This is a genomic window from Enterobacter sp. MGH120 (assembly GCF_001037725.1).
In the GTDB taxonomy this organism is placed as follows: Bacteria; Pseudomonadota; Gammaproteobacteria; order Enterobacterales; family Enterobacteriaceae; genus Enterobacter; species Enterobacter hormaechei_C.
Genome location: NZ_KQ089940.1, coordinates 3,041,568 through 3,059,568, shown reverse-complemented (window position 1 = coordinate 3,059,568; position 18,001 = coordinate 3,041,568). Strand labels below are relative to the sequence as shown.

Sequence of the window (18,001 nt, the reverse complement as noted above, 5' to 3'; positions counted from 1 at the left end):
GCAGGGCAGGGAAGCTCTGTTAAAATTCCATGAATGGTAACTTCCTTCGCACGCCTGTCGCAGGTTTTCCAGCCGCTTTCGCCATCGCTTTACCAATTTCAGCGCACTCAGACAAACCCTGAACAAAGGGATGATCGTGCATCAGCCAGGGGATCGCCCCAAAAGCGATGCGCCCCCGCAGTGATGCAGGCGCCAGCAACGTATAGTCTTCCCCCACGTCCGGGACGTCATCGCCGGTTTCCGCAAGCTGTTTACGCAGGGTGGGGAAGGGAATGTCCTTGTTTCTGAGTGGCTTTTGCCCGCGCGCATCAATAAACACGTCGAAGCGGTAACGTTTTTCTGCCGTGGTGATGACGGTCTGATCGCTGCCGATATCCAGGTCGTAATTATCACCGAGTGCGACCACGCTAATGATCCCTGCCTCGCGCAGCGCCAGTAACCGGCGGATAGACTGCGGTGGAATGGCGGCATAATTATCGATAAACACACGCTCCAGCCCGGATTTAAACCGCTCTCTGTCATGCTCACTGAGTGAAGGGACGATGGCCTGAACCACTTCATGCAGACGAAGCACGGTATAGCGCCAGGCAACGGTGCGTTTTTCGCGCTTGTTGCGCTCCACTTCTTTCAGATTCGCTTCGGCCCAGGTGAAAGGGCCATGCTTTTTACGATCCTCAAACCAGACATCACGAAGCGTGTCGGCATTCAGCGTACCGAGCGATATCGCCTGGCACCAGCGCGGATCGGCCAGCTCGAGCTCTTTCACCATCAGCGCAAAGATGCGGTCAAGCAGCCCGTCCGGGCCTTTGGCGATTTCGCTCTCCGCCACAGACTCCGTTAACACGGACAGCGGTTCATAAGGGATAGGGCAGTAGAAGTCGGCCTCCGGCAGAACGCCCGTGCGGGACATCAGCGTGATATTTAACCCTTCGCTGCCTTTATTGACAACGAACTGCTCCCCGCTAAACCGGCCATGCTGCATCACAACCGCCATTGCAGCGTCCAGCCCGCTGAGGGAGGTACCCATGATCCCCACCTCACAGGCTCGGACCTCCGCGTCCATCAGCCCTGACCATGGGCTTGGGAAATATGCGCGGGTGGTTTCATCTTCATCAGGCCAGACGTGGCCGGTGGCGACTACCGCAAGATCAAACCGCCTTGAGAAAGGGGCATCGTTCACTGAAAGGGCCACGCCGTCTGCATCAGCCTTAATATCCGTGACTTCTGCGTTGGGGTGCACCTCGACATTAAAGCCCGACTTTTTCGCCTCAGCAACGACGGCGAGAAACCGATCGCGAAAATATTCACCCAACAGAATACGCGGCAGGAATTGCCGGTCGTGCAGTTTCTCACTGTCGACGTGATAGCGGGTAAGATGGGCCGCACTCTGCTGTTTGAGCCAGTCGAGATAGGTAATAAAAATGGGCGGAATTTCGATACTGGCGATGTTCGCCAGCATCAGCCGGGAATTATCCTCGTCGCTGTAGGGCATCCCGACACCTGGTTGGTCTGCCTTTTCGAACACGGTGATCGAAAGCGGTGCTGCGTTGTTAAGAAGTGAGTAAAAGGTATAAATCCCTGTTGGACCTGAGCCGATAATGGCGATTTTTTTCATCGAAAGCGTTCCTGCATTTCTGAACCATAAAATAAGCGTAGCAGGAGAAAGGTTAAATCATTCAATGAAGGAAAAAATTAAGACGTTTTGAAGAGGGGATGTTGCGCCCCTTCCTGAACTTATGGGAAAGTCAATTCAATTGACCCTGGCTGATTAGATATGATTCTGCCTGATTTCAGAAAGGAAAGACTGTTTGGTCCCAGGTTTAACGATTATCTGTATGTGATGGGGGTTAAAAAGTACGGTAACTTCGCCGGCGGGCTTGACCTGCACAGCGTCAGTGAGGAGAACCAGCTGATTTTATCAGGAGAATTCTCCATCTTACGGTCAGTGCACTTTTTAACATGCAGGCTGATGCCGCCCGTGGAAGACAGCCCTGCTCGTGCTCAAAAGGTGGCATAGCACACTGTACATCGGATGGTCGTTTTGTCTGCAATGACGGAAGTCTGAGCCAGTCGAAGCGATTCTGTTCAGGTTATGGCGCCTCCGAACTGCCCCGGCAGGTAAAACCCTCCCCCTCCGCCAGGCTAGCGCAGACGAAAAAGAAAACAGCCGTGAAAGGCCAGGAGCAGCGTGTTGTAGAAAACAATGCGCAGTTCGATACACAACCGCGGCAACCTACATGCGCCCCTCTCTATATGGCCAACAAGCCCGGATTCATCCATTTACCCGTTTGTTCAGGAAATCAGTATTAATCCGCCAGTGTAAACGTTCTTTGTCTGTTATTCGAACTGATAAGACGCTTGCAGGTGGAAACCCACCTGCACGCGCTGGGCGACCTGTTACAGCGTCTGGCATTAAAGCATGCCGTTCGCACCTTCCGGCTACATGGCGAACTTACTGCATGGCTGGCGTTTATGTTTTCTGCGTGATTGGTAAAAGGGAGGGAAAATTATGACCAGGGCTGAAGAGTTTTGTCGTTCCTGAAATGTGAACACTGGCAGATGTATGCGCACGCATCGCTCAAAAAACGATCTTTTTCGGGCGGATACTGAGATCAGAAAAGCATATGACCTTGAACAGTAATCACAATGACTGGAGGGATATGCTAATGAAGCGACAAGATATTAACGCATTAAAGAATTTTGATTTTCTGGCACGCAGTTTTGCCCGTATGTACGCCCTGGGCCAGCCAGTTGATATCGATGCCGTGACCGGCAATATGAGTAATGAACAGCAGGCATGGTTCCGGGAGCGATATGACCACTACCGAAAGCAGGCTGAGCGGGCGAGAGTGATAGAACTGCGATGATGTAACGAATAACGGGCTTAACGGCCCGTTGCGTTTTTTAGGTTCCAGCTACATTTTGCAGGCTCCTGAGGTTGAAATATTGTGCGGTAACCTCATATAGAAAGCGGGTAAGGAATACCTGCCCGTAAGACATGAACTTTTTGAATATTCTTTTTTACTGTTCAGGAGGTACATGATGACTCTGAGAGCTTTTCCCATGTTGAACGATCTCTCCGACTCTCTGTTTGCGGACCGTTTTAACCGTATCGATCGCCTTTTTAGCCAGCTAACCGGCAGTACGCCGTTGCCCTCCACGCCTTCTTACAATATCCGGCGGGTGGGTGATAACTGCTATGAACTGACGCTCAGCGTGCCGGGCTGGAAAGAGAGCGAACTGGAAATTGAAACCGTTGGCGGTCAGCTGAATATCAGCGGTAAACGTGAAGAAGAGAAAACCGAAAACGGCGAAGAAGGGTGGATCCATCGGGGTATCAGCCGCAGCGACTTCCGGGCCAGCTATAGTCTGCCGGAGCATGTGAAAGTAACCGGCGCTTCGCTGGAAAACGGCTTGCTGGCGATTGAATTACACCAGGATATCCCGGAAGAAGAGAAACCGCAGCGCATCGCCATCAACAACAACCCGGCGATTGAACATAAGCCGTAATCATTGATTGACGTTGTTTTCACGCCCGGCAAACGCCGGGCGTTTTGCTAACCTGATGGGACTTATGCCATTCCGCTCTTTCGCTGCACGCGCGGGCTGGAGGTCACTTTCGATGTGCTTAAAAGGTTTGCTGCCTCTGCATGAGGCTGAACGGGAATGAAATGTGCGAGAAAACAGATTGGTGCGTCTGAATGGACTCGAACCATCGACCCCCACCATGTCAAGGTGGTGCTCTAACCAACTGAGCTACAGACGCAGAATGGTGCGTTCAATTGGACTCGAACCAACGACCCCCACCATGTCAAGGTGGTGCTCTAACCAACTGAGCTATGAACGCATTGTGTTGTCGGTGACAACGGGGACGAATATTAGCGGCACAGCCCCAAGGTGGCAAGAGGGAAAATGCATTTTTCTCTCTGATTTCACGCGATTGCTTCATTACCGCGCAAAGTGAAGAGAAAGTAGCCGCCAGGCGGCGGCTACTGTGTTATTAACGTGCAGCGCGCTGCAAAATTACCGCAGACGGCTGACGTTGCAGGAAGCGCATACGCAGCATCATCATAATGGCCGCAGACGTTAAGCCGATGATAAAGCCCATCCAGAATCCGGCTGGCCCCATGCGATCCACCACCAGATCCGTGAGCGCCAGAATGTACCCGCACGGCAGACCCAGCACCCAGTAAGCGATAAAGGTGATGAAGAAGATGGAACGCGTATCTTTATACCCACGCAGCACGCCGCTGCCAATCACCTGGATGGAGTCAGAGATCTGATAAATGGCCGCCAGCAGCATCAGATGCGAGGCCAGGGTCACTACCTCCGGGTTGTCGTTATAGAGCAGGGCAATTTGCTCACGCAACAGCACGGTAAAGAGCGCGGTACAGACTGCCATGCAGACGCCGACGCCGAGGCCGGTGCGGGCTGCCGTTTGCGCGTCCAGCGTCGAGCCTTGCCCCAGACGGAAGCCCACGCGAATCGTCACCGCGGCAGCCAGGGACATCGGCAGGACGAACATCAAAGAGCTGAAGTTCAGGGCGATCTGGTGTCCTGCGACATCAATAATCCCTAACGGCGAGACCAGCAGGGCGACGACGGCAAACAGCGTCACTTCGAAGAACAGCGCCAGCGCAATGGGTAACCCCAGCTGAATGAGACGGGTCATGAGCGTCCAGTCAGGTGCGCTGAACGAGGTGTCGTTACGAATGTCACGCATGGATCGCGCATGTTTAATGTAGGTGAGCATACAGCCGAACATCACCCAGTACACCGCAGCCGTTGCCACGCCGCAGCCTACGCCGCCGAGTTCCGGCATGCCAAAATGACCGTAAATGAAGATATAGTTCACGGGAATGTTCACCAGCAAGCCGATAAAGCCCATCACCATGCCCGGCTTGGTTTTTGCCAGCCCTTCACACTGGTTACGTGCCACCTGGAAGAACAGATAGCCGGGCGCGCCCCAGAGCAGGGCGCGCAGATAACCGACCGCCTTATCCGCCAGCGCCGGGTCGATATTATGCATGGCGCGAATAATATACCCGGCGTTCCACAGGACGATCATAATCAGGACGGAGACACCCCCGGCCAGCCAGAAGCCCTGGCGCACCTGATGGGCCACGCGGTCGCGTCGACCGGAGCCGTTAAGCTGCGCGATAACCGGCGTCAGCGCCAGCAGCAGGCCGTGACCAAAAAGAATGGCCGGAAGCCAGATTGAGGTTCCGATCGCCACGGCGGCCATATCGGTGGCGCTGTAACCACCGGCCATTACCGTATCCACAAATCCCATTGCGGTTTGGGCTACCTGCGCGACGATCACCGGTATGGCCAGTGCCAATAACTGACGCGCTTCGATCATATACTTCTGCACGTGAACACCTTTGTATTGTAGTTATTTGAGAGACTAAAAAGGCCGCCGTTACTGGCAGCAAGAAGAAAAAACAGAGGGATGCCAGCTATTGTAGCGGGGTTTAACTAATTATCTAGTGAAAAAATCGCCAGAAATTGCGCATCACTGGCAACCTGTTTTTTCAACTGTTATTGTGGTGGGATTATACGGTGTCATCGCCGTTCGGAATGAACAGGAGCTGTAAGCATGTTTACTGGTATTGTGCAGGGCACTGCCAAAGTGGTGTCCATTGATGAAAAACCGAATTTCCGCACTCACGTAGTTGAGCTGCCTGAATATATGCTCGACGGCATTGAAACCGGGGCGTCGATAGCGCATAACGGCTGCTGCCTGACGGTGACCGAAATTAACGGTAACCAGATTAGCTTTGATTTAATGAAAGAGACGCTGCGTATCACTAACCTGGGTGAGCTGGTGGTGGGAGATATCGTCAACGTGGAACGCGCGGCGAAATTCAGCGATGAGATTGGCGGGCATCTGATGTCGGGCCATATTATGACCACCGCAGAAGTGGCGAAAATCGTGACCTCGGAAAATAACCGTCAAATCTGGTTTAAGGTGCAGGATCCGTCATTAATGAAATACATCCTTTATAAAGGATTTATTGGCATCGATGGGATTAGTCTGACCGTCGGTGAAGTGACGCCAACGCGTTTTTGCGTGCATTTAATTCCTGAAACGCTGCAACGTACTACGCTTGGCGCAAAAAAACTAGGGCAGCGCGTAAATATCGAAATTGATCCCCAGACCCAGGCGGTCGTGGATACCGTTGAGCGCGTACTGGCGGCGAAAGAGGCGGCGATAATTAAAACCATGGAAGAAGAATAAAAAATAACCCCGGTTAACCGGGGTTATTTTTTCAGCGAGCCACACGCAAACCGTGCTCAATCCCACGACTAAACACCACCTGCCAAAGCTGTATATCCCGCGCACGGAACGCGCCCGCACAGGCATTCAGATAATAGCTAAACATCCGTTTGAATCGTTCCGAATAGTTGTCGGCGATTTCAGGCCATGCAGCCTGGAAACGTTCATGCCAGGCCATCAGGGTGGTGTCGTAATCTGCGCCGAAGTTATGCCAGTCTTCCACAATAAAATGCGGTTCGCTGGCGTTCGCAATCTGGCGAACAGAGGGTAAACAGCCATTCGGGAAGATATATTTGTTGATCCAGGGATCCACATTGTTATCGGTGCGTTTAGAGCCGATGGTGTGTAGCAGGAAAATTCCCTCAGGCTTCAGGTTACGATCGGCGACCTCGAAGTAAGTCTTGTAGTTCTTCGGCCCCACGTGCTCGAACATACCTACGGAAACAATGCGATCGAACTGCTCGTTCAGGTCGCGGTAGTCCTGAAGCCGAATATCAACATCCAGACCCAGACAGCGTTCCTGCGCCATCTTCTGCTGTTCAGCCGAAATCGTGACGCCGACTACGCTGACGCCGTAATTTTTAGCCATAAACCAGGCAAGACCACCCCAGCCACAGCCGATGTCCAGCACACGCATACCGGGCTGTAACTGCAATTTATCGCAGATCAGTTGCAGCTTGTCCTGCTGCGCCTCTTCTAGGGTCGTCGCTTTTTTCCAGTATCCGCAGGAGTACTGCATTAAAGGATCGAGCATACGGCTGAACAGATCGTTGCCCAGGTCGTAATGCTCTTTACCGACGATCCACGCCCGTTTTTTACTTTGCAGATTGAACAGGCGGGCGGAGGCAATACGTAAGGTATCTTTGAAATGACGAGGGAGCTGTTTTTCAAGACCGGCGCGTAATACGCTGGAGAAGAACATATCCAGCCGCTCACACTCCCACCAGCCGTCCATATAGCTTTCACCCAGCCCTAACGACCCCTCCTGTAACACGCGTTTGAAAAAATCGGGATGCTTTATCTGGGGATCGGAGGGGGATGAGCCATTAATCGTAATGCCCGCACGTCCCAACAGTTCACTGACGATCCGGGACCAGTTATCGTCCGGAACGCTGACTTCTTCTATACACGATGAACTCATAGCTTCTCCATCACCTTGCTGTGATCAGAACCTTAAAACAGCGTAGACGCTTTTTTGGTTTGTGAGAAATCTCACGGTAAATGCCCGCGAGGCTAATATCCGACGTAGAACAGAGGAAGGGAGATAACCCTTGCCGAAATGCCTTCCATGGTAAAACGGGAGCGCTCCGGCTCCCGTTAACACTTAATATTTATCGTATTTAATCGAACCAAATTTAGTATAGGCCGCAAAATTTGGTGATTCAACAGAAAATTGTTAGCAACCTAATCACTGGTATTTAACATAGTTTCCCGCGCAATCAGGCGTGCGACGTTTCTGTCTGCGCGTTTTCACTCTGCTCGCGATGGGCTGAGGACTGCATGCGATAGCCCAAACCCGACAGCGCAACGGTGACCAGCATCACGCTGGTAGTGGTGAGCAGCGGGGTTGCAATCAACGCAGAGACCACGAGACTTGCCAGGAAGCACAGGCCAAGTTGCAGGGTATTTTGCAGCGCGGCAGCGCGGCCTGTCGCCTGCGGAAATGGACGCAACGCCTGGGCTACAACAATAGGGTAGATGGCCCCGTTAGCGATCGCCATGACGCAGAACGGAATCAAAATTTCTGCAAGCCCGGCGCCGGGAATAAAGCCGACAGCCCAGGTCGCAATCACGCTTAGCGCATACAAAACCAGCAGCCAGGGCAGCATCTTTTGGCCTTCCCATTTTTGCAGCGCGGCGCGACAGCCATAGCCACCCACCAGGAAGGCGATGGTCTGTGGTACATAGCTCAGGCCGATAGCCGCCGGGCTGTAGCCCATGTCATGCAGAATGAACGGCGAACCGGTTAGCCAGGCAAAGAAGCTGGCAGAGCAGGCAGCATAAATCAGCACGTTACCGCGATAGGCTTTCGACCGCAGTAAAGAGGTAAAGGTGATGGGCTTTGCGTCCGGATGCGTCTCTTTTTTATGCGCAGGTTTAAGCCCGAAAGCAGGCAGCATCAGGACCAGCGTAATAGCAAAGAGCGTGGCGAAAATGGCCTGCCAGTCGAAATGCGCCAGGATCCAGCTGCCCAGTAACGGGGCAAGCGCCGGCGACAGGCCGACCAGCGGCATAATAGTGGCGAATATGCGGTTAGTGCGCGAGGCGGGGTAGTAATCGGTCACCAGCGCCTGCCAGGTCACCGCTGCGGCGCAGACACCGACCGCCTGAATAAAGCGCAGCGCCAGCAACCAGGCGGCATCGCGGACCCACAGCATGCCCAGACAGCCTACGGCAAAAATCGCCAGCCCCAACAACAGGACGGGCTTACGGCCAAAACGATCCGAGAGCGGCCCCCACAGCAATTGCGCAAAAGCAAAGCCGGCGAGGAACAAACTTAAACTGGCGCTGATGGCGGCGGCAGGGGTTTGCAAATCTTCCTGCATCGCGGCGAACGCGGGCAGATACATATCGGTCGCCAAAAAGCCCAGCACGCTTAAGCCGCCGAGCCAGACTAAAAATCCTTTCCTGGGTTGCACTTTTTTCTCCTGAGGAGGCAGGTGTACGTTGGCGCAGAGTGTAGGGAGTGCAAAGCGGCTTGTGAAACGCTAATATTTGGCGGGTGCGTTCAAAAAATTTGCAGGCTAAAGATGTGGTCAGATTATTCCCTTGAAGTGGTTGATGCCGTGGCGCGTAACGGCAGCTTTACCGGTGCCGCCCAGGAGCTGCATCGCGTTCCCTCGGCTATCAGCTATACGGTGCGCCAGCTGGAAGCGTGGCTGGCGGTCCCGCTGTTCGAGCGGCGCCATCGCGACGTGGAGCTCACGCCTGCCGGAGCGTGGTTTTTGAAGGAAGGGCGGTCTGTTATCAAAAAAATGCAGATCACCCGTGAGCAGTGCCAGCAGATCGCCAACGGCTGGCGCGGGCATCTCGCTATCGCGGTGGATAACATCGTTAAGCCGGAGCGGACCCGGCAGATGATCGTCGATTTCTATCGTCATTTTTCCGACGTCGAACTGCGTGTTTCGCAGGAAGTGTTCAACGGCGTCTGGGATGCGCTGGCGGACGGCAGGGCGGAGATGGCGATTGGTGCAACCCAGGCGATCCCGGTTGGGGGGCGCTACGCGTTTCGCGACATGGGCATGCTGAGCTGGACCTGCGTGGTCGCGCGCGATCACCCGCTGGCGGCGCTGGAAGGTCCGCTGAGCGATGACACCTTACGCAACTGGCCCTCGCTGGTGCTGGAAGATACCTCCCGCTCGTTGCCCAAGCGCATTACCTGGCTGCTGGATAATCAGCGCCGCGTGGTCGCACCGGACTGGGAGTCGTCGGCCACCTGTCTGAGCGCGGGGCTGTGCGTTGGCATGGTGCCGGTGCATTTTGCGCGCCCGCGCATCGACGCGGGAGAGTGGGTGGCTCTGACGCTGGAAAACCCCTTCCCGGATGCCGCGTGCTGTCTGACGTGGCAGCAAAACGACGTCTCGCCCGCCATGGCCTGGCTGCTGGATTATCTGGGCGACAGCGAAACGCTGAACCGGGAGTGGTTGCGGGAACCAGCATAGCTGGCCCCGTAATGAGATTAACGACGGTAGTCGCGGAACGGACCGTCCGCAACGGAACGGCGTTCAATCAGGCGCGGGTGAACTTCAATGGACTGGGACTGTTCACGCTTGTTGACGATCCTGTCCAGCAGCATATTGAAGGCCGTTTCACCCAGCGAATCTTTCGGCTGGTGAATGGTGGTCAGCGCCGGGGTAAAGAAGCGGGCGTTGCGCACGTTGTCATAGCCGATCACCGAGATATCCTGCGGGACGCGCAGGCCGAGTTCATCCGCCGCGCAGAGCGCGCCCATCGCCATGATGTCGCCGCCGCAGAACACCGCGGTAGGGCGATGCGGCTGGGAGACGATCTGCTGCATGGCGCGATAGCCCGACTCCGGCTCGAAGTCGCCCTGAACAATCCAGTTTTCCGGCACGGTGATCAGCGCCTCTTCCATCGCTTTCATGAAACCGGCCAGACGGCCAGCCCCGGTGTTACGCTCCAGCGGACCCGGGATCACGCCAATTTCACGATGACCGCGTTCTACCAGATAACGCCCCGCCATGTAGCCGCCTTCAAAGGCGTTATCAATAACGGAGTCGGTAAAGTCTGCGCGCGCTTCGCCCCAGTCCATGACCACCATCGGAATGTGGCGATACTCTTCCAGCATGGAAAGGACCGACTCGGGGTATTCAGAACACATTACCAGCAGGCCGTCGACGCGCTTTTGCGCCATCATTGACAGGTAAGCGCGCTGTTTTTCAATGTTGTTCCACGCGTTGCCCAGAATCAGGGTATAGCCTTTCTGGAAGCAGTTTTTTTCAACGGCTTCGATGATTTCAGCAAAGTAGGCCGCTTCACTGCTGGTGGCCAGCAGGCCAATCGATTTGGTGTGATTAACCTTCAGGCTGCGGGCGACGGCACTTGGCGAGTAGTGCAGTTCTTTGATTGCCGCCCAGACGGCATTACGCGTCTCTTCAGCGACGAAACGCGTTTTGTTAATAACATGTGATACGGTTGTGGTGGAAACGTTTGCGCGTTTTGCTACGTCTTTAATTGTTGCCATTAAATGTCACTCCAGACCATATCCTAAGCTCCTGAAAAAATTGAAGGTAAACGTTTGCCTTCTCTCACCCTTATCACGCAAACATGAGTTGCGACACGCCGGGAAAACGACACAGGACGTCAGGAGGGGGTCAGTGGCCGGTACGCTAATAAATTTAGCGTGGAATTTTGTCCTATCTTGATGAAAAGGGGAAGAGGTAAAGTGGATATCCGCTTAAATCCTGGAAGATTTTTGACCTGAACTGTGTAAAAATGAGCAAGCTCACTTTTCGTAGGGTGAATAAAAGGAGAAAAATTGATGAGTACCGATCTGAAGTTTTCGCTGTTTACCACCATTGTTGTTCTTGCTCTGATTGTTGCCGGTGGTTTAACCGCTGCACTGCACTGATTCAGGCAGAGGGAGAACTTTCTCCCTCTCTTGCCGCTATTGTTACCTCTCCGGCAAAAATCTTTTGCCAAAATGTTAACTTCTCATTTTTTGTGATTGATGTCATGCTTTTGACTTCTTAGTTCTGTGCCGGGTTATGGCACGGTATCCGGAGTCTCTTCATGAAAATCAATTTTCCCCTGCTGGCCCTGGCGATTGGCGCCTTTGGGATTGGCACCACTGAATTCTCCCCTATGGGGTTATTGCCTGTTATCGCCCGGGGTGTGGACGTCTCAATTCCTGCGGCCGGTATGTTAATTAGCGCCTACGCGATTGGCGTGATGGTGGGCGCGCCGCTGATGACGCTGCTGCTTTCCCACCGCGCTCGCCGCAATGCGCTGATTTTCCTGATGGCGATTTTCACTCTCGGAAATGTGCTTTCCGCGATTTCGCCCGATTACACCACTCTGATGCTTTCGCGCATTCTGACCAGCCTCAACCATGGCGCCTTCTTCGGACTGGGCTCGGTTGTTGCCGCCAGCGTGGTGCCAAAACATAAGCAGGCCAGCGCGGTAGCCACTATGTTCATGGGCCTCACCATCGCTAATATCGGCGGCGTTCCCGCTGCCACCTGGCTGGGAGAAGCCATCGGCTGGCGTATGTCTTTCCTCGCAACCGCCGGACTGGGCGTGGTCGCGATGGTTGCGCTGTTCTTCTCACTGCCGAAAGGAAGTGCGGGAGAACGTCCGGAAGTACGTAAAGAGCTGGCGGTGCTGATGCGTCCTCAGGTGTTGTCCGCGCTGCTCACCACGGTACTGGGGGCCGGGGCGATGTTTACGCTCTACACCTATATCTCCCCGGTGCTGCACGACATTACCCACGCAACGCCACTCTTTGTTACCGCGATGCTGGTGCTGATTGGTGTCGGGTTCTCGATTGGCAACTATCTCGGCGGGAAATTTGCCGACCGCTCCGTCAGTGGAACACTGAAAGGTTTTTTAACGCTGCTGATTGTCATCATGGTGGCGATTCCGTGGCTGGCGCGTAACGAAGTGGGTGCCGCGATTGCCATGGTGGTGTGGGGCGCCGCAACCTTTGCCGTGGTGCCACCGTTGCAGATGCGCGTAATGCGCGTTGCGCACGAAGCGCCGGGGCTCTCTTCGTCGGTGAATATCGGTGCGTTTAACCTGGGCAATGCGCTGGGGGCCGCAGCGGGCGGGGCGGTGATCTCCGGTGGTTTGGGTTACAGCTTTGTGCCGGTGATGGGGGCGATCATTGCCGCACTCGGCCTGCTGCTGGTGATGATGTCTGGTCGTAAACAGCCTGAAGCGGTGTGTACGGCGGAATAAACAAAAACGCAGAAGGGCTGCCCCTTCTGCGTGTCTCTTACGCGGCGAAGTTCTTCGCAACAAATTCCCAGTTAACCAGTGCCCAGAAGTGTTCCAGGTAGTTCGGGCGCGCATTACGGTAATCAATGTAATAGGCGTGTTCCCATACGTCCACGGTCATCAGCGGCGTGGCGCTGGTGGTCAGAGGGGTACCCGCATTAGAAGTGGAAACGATAGCCAGTTTGCCATCAGCCTCTTTTACCAGCCAGGTCCAGCCGGAGCCAAAGTTTTTAACGGCTGCGTCAGTAAACTTCGCTTTAAAATCCGCGAAACTGCCGAACGCGGCGTTAATCGCTGCCGCCAGCTCACCGGTAGGTTCTCCGCCTGCATTGGGGGCCAGGCAGTGCCAGTAGAAGGTGTGGTTCCACACCTGTGCGGCGTTGTTGAATACGCCGCCGTCTGAACTGCGCACGATCTCTTCCAGCGTTTTGCCTTCAAAATCGGTGCCCTTGATCAGATTGTTCAGGTTGGTGACATAGGTCTGGTGATGCTTGCCGTAATGGTACTCCAGGGTTTCCGCGGAAATGTGCGGGGCCAGGGCGTCTTTTGCATACGGTAGTGCAGGTAATTCGAACGACATTGCTTCTCTCCTTATAGTTTTATACGTTGCCAATAACCCTACAGACAACAAGGACAGAATAGCAAATTGAAAGGGTATGCAAAAGAGGAACTTACCCTGCCATGGAGGCGGCAGGGCAGGGTTTAGCGAATGGTTTTTGGCGTCATCACGCGGCGCGCACCCACATAGTGGCGCACCCAATAATCTTCGCTGAGAGAGGTGATCTGAATGTCCTGACCGCTGCGCGGTGACTGGATAAATTTACCGTTACCCACATACACCCCAACGTGATCGGCCGTACCGCGTCCCTGGGTGCGGAAGAACACCAGGTCGCCATTTTGCAGTTCGCCACGGTTTACAGGCGCGGCGTCGCGCAGATGGTACATCTCATTGGCGGTGCGTGGAATGCGAAACTTCACCAGATCTTTATAGGCATAATAAACCAGCCCACTACAGTCAAAACCGGTGCGCGGAGAGGTGCCACCCCAGCGATACGGTTTACCTATTTGCCCCATCAGTTTGTTCATCGCCGTTTTTTGCGCTTTCTGCATACGCGCTTTATGCACGTCAGCCAGCTTCGTCACTTTTGCGCATTTCGTTTTATGGCCTTTGCGCACGGTGCATTTTTCATTCACCAGGCTGGCGGTCGTGCGGGTGGTTTTGTGCGTGCCGGAACGGAGAGTTTTGGGTTTACTGGAGGCGGTCTTTTTGGTCTGAGCGGTGGTTTTCTTCTTTACTGTTTTACTGGTGGTTTTTTTCTTACGTTCTGTGGTTTTTGCCAGATGCGATTTTTGTACAGCAGAATGCCGCGCCTGTTCAGAGGCGTTCGCCGCTGGCGTAAATGAGAGTGTGGTAAACAGTAAAGCACAGAGCGTCATCGAGATTTTAGTTATCCGCGCCACTGGGCAGTCCCCTGATAAATGCAGGCCACAATGCATACCCGCGTGAGATTTACAAAACCTGTCGATTCTAATCCATAAATTCAGAAGAAGTTAATAGCATTTTTCATTCAAAAATTATGTTTCGTTAGCAAGTGCAAAAAAATTCACCATTCTGACGCACTCCTGTTCGCTCCTTAAGCAAAACCGCACCTCGTCTGGGGATAAACGACATTAGCAATGCAACTTTATGCGATAAGCGATAATATAATTAGACGTGACAAAAATGTTATTTTCCGATGTCGGCCTGACCCGCTACAATGTCAGACTGATGCCGTAACAGAAGTTAAAGGAAGCAAGACATGAGCACCACTATTGAAAAAATTCAGCGCCAGATCGCTGAAAACCCGATTCTCCTGTACATGAAAGGTTCTCCGAAGCTGCCAAGCTGCGGCTTCTCCGCGCAAGCGGTTCAGGCGCTGTCCGCCTGTGGTGAGCGTTTTGCTTACGTTGATATCCTGCAAAACCCGGACATTCGCGCTGAACTGCCAAAATACGCCAACTGGCCGACCTTCCCACAGCTGTGGGTTGACGGTGAACTGGTCGGCGGATGCGACATCCTGATTGAAATGTATCAGCGCGGCGAACTGCAACAGCTGATCAAAGAGACTGCGGCGAAGTATAAAACCGAAGAGCCGGACGCAGAGTAAGTTTTCTGCGGAGATAAAAAAGCGACCACATTATGTTGGTCGCTTTTTTTTGTCCTGTGGGGCTATTGATTACCCAACCTACGATTGAAGATCGGCCTCGTCGCCCATCGGCAGCGGCCAGCCGCCGAGACGTTTCCAGCGGTTGACGATCTCACAGAACAGCTCCGCCGTACGCTCGGTGTCGTATAACGCGGAATGCGCCTGGGTGCCGTCAAACGCAATACCCGCCGTGATGCAGGCTTTAGAGAGCACGGTTTGCCCCAGCGCCAGGCCGCTCAGCGCGGCGGTGTCGAAGGTCACAAACGGATGGAATGGATTACGCTTGAGCGAGGCACGCTCGGCGGCAGCCATAGTGAAGCTGTGATCAAAGGTGGCATTGTGGGCCACCATGATGGCGCGGCTACAGTCATTCTCTTTCATGCCTTTGCGCACCATTTTGAAAATGGCGTGCAGCGCCTCGTATTCGCTTACCGCCCCGCGCAGCGGGTTTGTCGGATCGATACCGTTAAAGGCCAGCGCCTCTGGCTGTAAGTTTGCCCCTTCAAAGGGTTCAACGTGGAAATGCAGCGTGGTGTCCGGTACAAGCCAGCCCTGTTCATCCATCTTCAGCGTGATGGCGGCAATCTCAAGCAGCGCATCGGTTTTAGCGTTAAATCCGGCTGTTTCAACATCAATGACAACGGGATAAAAACCACGAAAACGGTCGCACAGACCGGTAAATTGAGCATTATCGGACATCAGGGTCTCTTACAAGGGGGAAAAAGCAGTGCGCATTATGGCAAATTTTGAGAGGTGATGCAGCAAAACAACGGGCGCAAAGTGCGCCCTGCGGGATCAATTGCCAAGGCCGCGACCAGCGTCTTTGGCTTCGATCAGTTCGATTTTATAACCGTCCGGATCTTCCACAAACGCAATTACGGTGGTACCGCCTTTAACCGGACCGGCTTCACGGGTGACGTTACCGCCATTGCTGCGAATACGTTCGCAGGCTTCGGCGGCGTTATCCACTTCCAGCGCGATGTGGCCGTAAGCTGTACCCAGCTCGTAGCTGTCCACGCCCCAGTTGTAGGTCAGCTCGATGACCGCTTCATCAGATTCCGGGCCGTAACCGACAAACGCCAGAGAGTATTTATATTCCGGATTTTCGCTGGTGCGCAGCAGCTTCATGCCCAGAACGTTAGTGTAGAAATCGATGGAACGTTGCAGGTCGCCAACGCGCAGCATGGTGTGAAGTAGGCGCATAATTTCCTCATTAACCAGTGGAATGGATTATCTTTTTGAACAGAAACGATGTTTTAGTATAGCGGCGAAAGGTCGCCGCTATCAATGTACAAAGCGGGATTACAGTGAAGGGTAGTCGGTATAACCTTCCGCGCCGCCGCCATAGAAGCTTTCAGGACGCTGCGGGTTCAGTTCGGCTTTTTTCTGCAAACGGGCAACCAGATCCGGGTTAGCAATGTAGTCACGGCCAAAGGCCACGGCGTCGATCAGGCCTTTACCGATCAAATCCTCGGCTTTCTCTGCCGTATACGCACCCGCCCCGATAATCACGCCGTGGAAGCGCTCGCGCACTTTCTGACGGAAGGCTTCACTGTAAGGCTTGCCGCCTGCCCAGTCCGGCTCGGACATGTGCAGATAGGCGATACCGCGTTTCGCCAGCTCTTCAATCAGATACAGCGCGTCTGCTTCTTCGTTCGGACCGTTGTCGACGTTCTGGAAAGTACCGATCGGGGAGACACGAATACCAATGCGGTCTGCGCTCCACTCATTACAGACAGCATCCACCACTTCAAGCACCAGACGCGCGCGGTTTTCAACGCTGCCGCCGTACTGGTCGGTACGCTGGTTGGAAGACGGGGACAGGAACTGATGCAGCAGGTAACCGTGCGCAGAGTGAAGCTCAACCAGGTCGAAGCCCGCTTCCCGGGCGTTGGCGACGGCCTGACGGAAATCATTCACGATACCCGGGATCTCGTCCAGCTCCAGCGCGCGTGGCGTGGTGGTGTCGACGCGGATCGCATTACCGTTTTCATCGCGCAGGGAAGTGCGGGTATTGGCGTTGAGGGCAGAGGCAGAAACCGGCGCCTGACCGCCAGGCTGGATGCTGCTGTGTGAGATACGACCGGTGTGCCACAGCTGAACCGCAATACGGCCATCTTCAGCATGCACGCCTGCGGTGATTTTTTTCCACGCGGCGATCTGTTCCGGGCTGTGCAGACCCGGTGCACCGGCGTAGCCTTTTGCCTGGGCAGAAATCTGCGTGGCTTCGGAGATAATCAGGCCCGAGCTGGCGCGCTGACGGTAATACTCACCCATCAATGGCGTTGGGATATCGCCCGGCTCGATGCTGCGCAGACGGGTAAGTGGGGCCATAAACACGCGGTTTGGGGCAGTAACGGCACCCACTTTCAGTGGGGTAAACAGCTTTTCAGCGGACATAACGGCTCCTGAGTAGACCAGTCGACTAGTAAAAGGGTAAATAAAAACGCCGGCTACACGCCAGGCGCGGTAATACAGTTTTTCACATGCGCCAGCGCGCTTTCGAGCGGCACGGCGCTGCGAGACATTTTTGCTTGCAGGTTGGCGCCTAACCAGAGGGAATAGAGCACCTGTGCCTGCGTGAGCGGATCGCCGGAGAAGGAGAGCGTTTTTTCATTGCGCCCGCTCTCCAGCGCCTGAGCCAACAGGGCAATAACGCCGCTGGCCCCTTTATCCATTGCGGTGCGCATATCTTCGGAGAGATCGCACACTTCGGCAGACAGTTTTACCGTCAGGCAGCCGCTGATGATGCCCTGCTGACAGAACTGCGTCAGCGTTTCCTGATAGTAGTTCAGAACACGATCCCGGTAGTCACCTTCACCGCTGGCGAAGTGGGTTGCCAGGCGCTGATGGTAGCTGGCGTAGTGCCGCTCCAGCATGGCAACGCCAAACGCCTCTTTGGATCGAAAATAGTGATAAAACGATCCCTTAGGTACTTCAGCGGTTTTTAACAACTCGCTCAGCCCCATACCGGTAAACCCGCGATGCATGCAAAGGCGCTCGCCGGTAGCCAGCAAATGTTCTCGTGTATCGTGTTCAGTGTGTCTGCTCATGCCCTTACTTTAATAGACCGTTC

At 54.3% G+C, this 18,001-nt stretch carries 19 protein-coding genes, 2 tRNA genes and 1 pseudogene; 9 read left to right on the top strand and 13 right to left on the bottom strand.

Annotated features, from left to right (window positions below):
• Nucleotides 1-19: 19 nt before the first annotated feature.
• Nucleotides 20-1,615, bottom strand: a complete 1,596-nt coding sequence (locus tag SK54_RS14255; protein ID WP_048247482.1) for an FAD-NAD(P)-binding protein — start codon at nt 1,613-1,615, stop codon at nt 20-22.
• 302 nt (nt 1,616-1,917) lie between these two features.
• Between SK54_RS14255 and SK54_RS22815 the strand changes: the two are divergent.
• From SK54_RS22815 to SK54_RS14240, 4 genes and pseudogenes are all read left to right on the top strand, one after another.
• Nucleotides 1,918-2,088: pseudogene (locus SK54_RS22815) on the top strand (hypothetical protein); the annotation flags it as partial.
• A 276-nt stretch (nt 2,089-2,364) separates the two neighbouring features.
• On the top strand, nt 2,365-2,487 hold the full coding sequence (locus SK54_RS22755; RefSeq protein ID WP_255308918.1) for a hypothetical protein: 123 nt from the start codon (nt 2,365-2,367) through the stop codon (nt 2,485-2,487).
• A gap of 179 nt (nt 2,488-2,666) precedes the next feature.
• Entirely contained in the window at nt 2,667-2,867 is a 201-nt protein-coding gene (glgS, locus tag SK54_RS14245) for a cell surface composition regulator GlgS (RefSeq protein ID WP_026080713.1), read from the top strand.
• A 172-nt stretch (nt 2,868-3,039) separates the two neighbouring features.
• Complete coding sequence (locus SK54_RS14240) at nt 3,040-3,510, top strand: Hsp20 family protein (RefSeq protein WP_082195374.1); 471 nt, start codon at nt 3,040-3,042, stop codon at nt 3,508-3,510.
• Between the two features lie 179 nt (nt 3,511-3,689).
• On the opposite strand, the gene SK54_RS14235 is transcribed toward SK54_RS14240, so the two are convergent.
• The 3 genes from SK54_RS14235 to mdtK all read right to left on the bottom strand — a co-directional run bounded on the left by SK54_RS14235 (nt 3,690) and on the right by mdtK (nt 5,374).
• Nucleotides 3,690-3,766, bottom strand: a tRNA-Val gene (locus tag SK54_RS14235).
• Nucleotides 3,767-3,770: 4 nt separating this feature from the next.
• A tRNA-Val gene (locus tag SK54_RS14230) sits at nt 3,771-3,847 on the bottom strand.
• Between the two features lie 153 nt (nt 3,848-4,000).
• Nucleotides 4,001-5,374: an MdtK family multidrug efflux MATE transporter gene (gene mdtK, locus SK54_RS14225; protein WP_017384611.1), complete on the bottom strand. Its 1,374-nt coding sequence runs from the start codon at nt 5,372-5,374 to the stop codon at nt 4,001-4,003.
• 225 nt (nt 5,375-5,599) lie between these two features.
• On the opposite strand from mdtK, the gene SK54_RS14220 reads away from it, so the two are divergent.
• Nucleotides 5,600-6,241, top strand: a complete 642-nt coding sequence (locus tag SK54_RS14220; RefSeq protein WP_015570688.1) for a riboflavin synthase — start codon at nt 5,600-5,602, stop codon at nt 6,239-6,241.
• A gap of 31 nt (nt 6,242-6,272) precedes the next feature.
• On the opposite strand, the gene cfa is transcribed toward SK54_RS14220, so the two are convergent.
• Both cfa and punC read right to left on the bottom strand, forming a co-directional pair.
• Entirely contained in the window at nt 6,273-7,421 is a 1,149-nt protein-coding gene (gene cfa, locus SK54_RS14215; RefSeq protein WP_017384609.1) for a cyclopropane fatty acyl phospholipid synthase, read from the bottom strand.
• A gap of 298 nt (nt 7,422-7,719) precedes the next feature.
• Nucleotides 7,720-8,919 carry a purine nucleoside transporter PunC gene (gene punC, locus SK54_RS14210; RefSeq protein ID WP_048247476.1) on the bottom strand — a complete coding sequence of 400 codons (1,200 nt, stop codon included), beginning with the start codon at nt 8,917-8,919 and terminating at the stop codon, nt 7,720-7,722.
• 111 nt (nt 8,920-9,030) lie between these two features.
• Between punC and punR the strand changes: the two genes are divergently transcribed.
• Nucleotides 9,031-9,942: a DNA-binding transcriptional activator PunR gene (punR, locus tag SK54_RS14205; protein ID WP_003857638.1), complete on the top strand. Its 912-nt coding sequence runs from the start codon at nt 9,031-9,033 to the stop codon at nt 9,940-9,942.
• 17 nt (nt 9,943-9,959) lie between these two features.
• On the opposite strand, the gene purR is transcribed toward punR, so the two are convergent.
• Complete coding sequence (gene purR, locus SK54_RS14200; RefSeq protein ID WP_003857634.1) at nt 9,960-10,985, bottom strand: HTH-type transcriptional repressor PurR; 1,026 nt, start codon at nt 10,983-10,985, stop codon at nt 9,960-9,962.
• Nucleotides 10,986-11,282: 297 nt separating this feature from the next.
• Between purR and SK54_RS22555 the strand changes: the two genes are divergently transcribed.
• Together SK54_RS22555 and SK54_RS14190 are read left to right on the top strand one after the other, a co-directional pair.
• Entirely contained in the window at nt 11,283-11,372 is a 90-nt protein-coding gene (locus tag SK54_RS22555) for a cytochrome bd-I oxidase subunit CydH (RefSeq protein WP_003857632.1), read from the top strand.
• A gap of 161 nt (nt 11,373-11,533) precedes the next feature.
• Nucleotides 11,534-12,700 carry an MFS transporter gene (locus SK54_RS14190; protein ID WP_017384607.1) on the top strand — a complete coding sequence of 389 codons (1,167 nt, stop codon included), beginning with the start codon at nt 11,534-11,536 and terminating at the stop codon, nt 12,698-12,700.
• A 37-nt stretch (nt 12,701-12,737) separates the two neighbouring features.
• On the opposite strand, the gene sodB is transcribed toward SK54_RS14190, so the two are convergent.
• Both sodB and SK54_RS14180 read right to left on the bottom strand, forming a co-directional pair.
• Nucleotides 12,738-13,319 carry a superoxide dismutase [Fe] gene (gene sodB / locus SK54_RS14185; protein WP_017693553.1) on the bottom strand — a complete coding sequence of 194 codons (582 nt, stop codon included), beginning with the start codon at nt 13,317-13,319 and terminating at the stop codon, nt 12,738-12,740.
• Nucleotides 13,320-13,441: 122 nt separating this feature from the next.
• A complete protein-coding gene (locus SK54_RS14180; RefSeq protein WP_017384605.1) occupies nt 13,442-14,200 on the bottom strand; it encodes a C40 family peptidase in 759 nt (252 codons plus the stop codon).
• A gap of 338 nt (nt 14,201-14,538) precedes the next feature.
• Between SK54_RS14180 and grxD the strand changes: the two genes are divergently transcribed.
• Nucleotides 14,539-14,886 (top strand): monothiol glutaredoxin 4, encoded by a 348-nt coding sequence (gene grxD, locus SK54_RS14175; RefSeq protein WP_003832760.1) that lies wholly within the window; start codon nt 14,539-14,541, stop codon nt 14,884-14,886.
• Nucleotides 14,887-14,964: 78 nt separating this feature from the next.
• On the opposite strand, the gene rnt is transcribed toward grxD, so the two are convergent.
• The 4 genes from rnt to SK54_RS14155 form a co-directional block, all read right to left on the bottom strand.
• Nucleotides 14,965-15,624, bottom strand: a complete 660-nt coding sequence (gene rnt / locus SK54_RS14170; RefSeq protein ID WP_003857625.1) for a ribonuclease T — start codon at nt 15,622-15,624, stop codon at nt 14,965-14,967.
• 96 nt (nt 15,625-15,720) lie between these two features.
• On the bottom strand, nt 15,721-16,128 hold the full coding sequence (gloA, locus tag SK54_RS14165; RefSeq protein ID WP_003857623.1) for a lactoylglutathione lyase: 408 nt from the start codon (nt 16,126-16,128) through the stop codon (nt 15,721-15,723).
• 99 nt (nt 16,129-16,227) lie between these two features.
• A complete protein-coding gene (locus SK54_RS14160) occupies nt 16,228-17,325 on the bottom strand; it encodes an alkene reductase (protein ID WP_023299948.1) in 1,098 nt (365 codons plus the stop codon).
• A 53-nt stretch (nt 17,326-17,378) separates the two neighbouring features.
• Nucleotides 17,379-17,978, bottom strand: a complete 600-nt coding sequence (locus tag SK54_RS14155) for a TetR/AcrR family transcriptional regulator (protein ID WP_017384602.1) — start codon at nt 17,976-17,978, stop codon at nt 17,379-17,381.
• Between the last annotated feature and the right edge of the window lie 23 nt (nt 17,979-18,001).

Coding starts and splice junctions, on each gene's coding strand:
- SK54_RS14255 (WP_048247482.1), bottom strand. CDS start 1,615: ATGAAAAAAATCGCCATTATCGGCTCAGGTCCAACAGGGATTTATACC.
- punR (WP_003857638.1), top strand. CDS start 9,031: ATGTGGTCAGATTATTCCCTTGAAGTGGTTGATGCCGTGGCGCGTAAC.
- SK54_RS14190 (WP_017384607.1), top strand. CDS start 11,534: ATGAAAATCAATTTTCCCCTGCTGGCCCTGGCGATTGGCGCCTTTGGG.
- glgS (WP_026080713.1), top strand. CDS start 2,667: ATGAAGCGACAAGATATTAACGCATTAAAGAATTTTGATTTTCTGGCA.
- gloA (WP_003857623.1), bottom strand. CDS start 16,128: ATGCGCCTACTTCACACCATGCTGCGCGTTGGCGACCTGCAACGTTCC.
- grxD (WP_003832760.1), top strand. CDS start 14,539: ATGAGCACCACTATTGAAAAAATTCAGCGCCAGATCGCTGAAAACCCG.
- SK54_RS14240 (WP_082195374.1), top strand. CDS start 3,040: ATGATGACTCTGAGAGCTTTTCCCATGTTGAACGATCTCTCCGACTCT.
- cfa (WP_017384609.1), bottom strand. CDS start 7,421: ATGAGTTCATCGTGTATAGAAGAAGTCAGCGTTCCGGACGATAACTGG.
- purR (WP_003857634.1), bottom strand. CDS start 10,985: ATGGCAACAATTAAAGACGTAGCAAAACGCGCAAACGTTTCCACCACA.
- SK54_RS14160 (WP_023299948.1), bottom strand. CDS start 17,325: ATGTCCGCTGAAAAGCTGTTTACCCCACTGAAAGTGGGTGCCGTTACT.
- rnt (WP_003857625.1), bottom strand. CDS start 15,624: ATGTCCGATAATGCTCAATTTACCGGTCTGTGCGACCGTTTTCGTGGT.
- sodB (WP_017693553.1), bottom strand. CDS start 13,319: ATGTCGTTCGAATTACCTGCACTACCGTATGCAAAAGACGCCCTGGCC.
- SK54_RS22555 (WP_003857632.1), top strand. CDS start 11,283: ATGAGTACCGATCTGAAGTTTTCGCTGTTTACCACCATTGTTGTTCTT.
- SK54_RS14155 (WP_017384602.1), bottom strand. CDS start 17,978: ATGAGCAGACACACTGAACACGATACACGAGAACATTTGCTGGCTACC.
- SK54_RS14220 (WP_015570688.1), top strand. CDS start 5,600: ATGTTTACTGGTATTGTGCAGGGCACTGCCAAAGTGGTGTCCATTGAT.